The following is an 813-nucleotide window of genomic DNA, read 5'->3' on the forward strand; positions in this document are numbered from 1 at the left end:
TCGGTCAGCTGGTGGTAACTCATCAGTGCTTCGTCTCTTGGTCGGGAGAAGCGCGGAGTCTACCAGCTGGCCCCTCTCCTTATCCAATTGCACTTATTATCCGAAACCGCGTACAATAAAATAATTATTTTTGATAGATAGTACGAAGAATAGCTTTTGGAAATAGAAATCTATGATAGCTTACGAAACAAAAAGACAGGATATGAAAAGAAATATATATCTGCTTTTGTTTTTACTTGCACCAGTGGTCTTGGCATTCCTTCAAGTAAGCCCGCACTTGGAGTCATTGCTTGTGGCACTGGCAATTTATGTCGGTATAGTGCTCGTTTGGGTACGGTTCAGTGTTAAAGGAATCTGCGAGAAAATTCAAGCTGCATTGGTAGCTGCGATTTTTTCCCCGGTTTCTTTTTGCTTGTTATTTCTTATGGGTTCTGAATTTAACAAAGCCTATTGGGACAGCCACGTTAGAGGCCTATGTGAAAATAAAGGTGGAATTACTGTATATGAGGTGGCTCTTGTTTCAGTGAAAGAAAAAACTAATCTTAGGTTGACATCTAGTGGGCCATGCGGTTAATTAGGTAACACATTTTTGGCTCGCTGCACTGAAGCCAGTATCGTGTCGGCGCTCTTTGTCCATTTAAATGGTTTGGCAAGATCGCGGTTATGAACACGAATAAATCGCTGCAGCTCAGCCTTCAAGTCCGCCACGTCGGTAAATATGCCTCGGTAAAGAGCCCGCCGTTCGAGCTGCGCAAACCATCCTTCGACGGCGTTCAACCAGGATGCACTTGTGGGCGTGAAATGGAAATGAAT

Annotated in this window: 1 protein-coding gene and 1 pseudogene; one reads left to right on the forward strand and one right to left on the reverse strand. The window is 43.8% G+C overall.

Translation table 11 applies throughout. From position 1 onward, the window contains the following. Positions 1-172 precede the first annotated feature (172 nt). Positions 173-574 carry a hypothetical protein gene (locus ABVT36_RS19100; protein ID WP_368457983.1) on the forward strand — a complete coding sequence of 134 codons (402 nt, stop codon included), beginning with the start codon at positions 173-175 and terminating at the stop codon, positions 572-574. Here the strand turns inward: ABVT36_RS19100 and ABVT36_RS19105 are convergent. After that, positions 571-813: pseudogene (locus tag ABVT36_RS19105) on the reverse strand (IS630 family transposase); the annotation flags it as partial. The gene ABVT36_RS19100 and the pseudogene ABVT36_RS19105 overlap by 4 nt on opposite strands.

It is taken from the genome of Microbulbifer sp. TYP-18, assembly GCF_040932045.1.
GTDB lineage: Bacteria > Pseudomonadota > Gammaproteobacteria > Pseudomonadales > Cellvibrionaceae > Microbulbifer.

Bases quoted from the DNA above. Each gene is read 5' to 3' on its own strand.
- ABVT36_RS19100 (WP_368457983.1), top strand. From the start codon at position 173: ATGATAGCTTACGAAACAAAAAGACAGGATATGAAAAGAAATATATAT.